At 72.5% G+C, this 561-nt stretch carries 2 protein-coding genes; both read left to right on the top strand.

The genetic code is table 11. The features are described 5' to 3' along the window. The coding region (locus tag VP06_RS32900; protein ID WP_048468034.1) for an ATP phosphoribosyltransferase regulatory subunit at nucleotides 1–221 on the top strand (221 nt) is incomplete at its 5' end. A gap of 11 nt (nucleotides 222–232) precedes the next feature. Further along, nucleotides 233–561: ATP phosphoribosyltransferase (gene hisG / locus VP06_RS32905; protein ID WP_048468035.1), on the top strand; the 329-nt coding region annotated here is incomplete at its 3' end.

The raw sequence follows: 561 nt of genomic DNA on the forward strand, positions 1-561 counted from the left end.
CCGCCCGCGGCCTGCCGCTCGAGCGCTTCGTGTTCACCGGCAGCTTTGCCCGCAACCTCGACTATTATACCGGCTTCATCTTCGAGGTCGGGCAGGACGGCGAGAAGCCGGTGGTCGGCGGCGGGCGCTACGACGGCCTGCTCCAGCATCTCGGCAGCAAGGACGCCCTGCCGGCCGTGGGCTGCTCGTTCTGGCTCGAACGCTTGGGAGGCGAGCGCTGATGAGCGACGCGATGATGGACGGCCCCCTGGTCCTGGCGGTGCCCTCCAAGGGCCGCCTCCAGGAGAACGCCGCCGCCTTCTTCGGCCGCGCCGGCCTCACGCTCGCCCAGACCAGCGGCGCCCGCGACTATCGCGGCCAGCTCAAGGGCGTGGACGGGGTCGAGGTGCGCTTCCTCTCCGCCTCCGAGATCGCCGGCCAGCTCGCGAGCGGTGCCGCCCATCTCGGCATCACCGGCGAGGACCTGATCCGCGAGACCCTGCCGGACGCCGCCGGCCAGGTCGAGCTCCTGACGCCGCTCGGCTTCGGCCAGGCCACCGTGGTGGTGGCGGTGCCGCAGGC

Source organism: Methylobacterium aquaticum, from assembly GCF_001043915.1.
Taxonomy (GTDB): Bacteria; Pseudomonadota; Alphaproteobacteria; order Rhizobiales; family Beijerinckiaceae; genus Methylobacterium; species Methylobacterium aquaticum.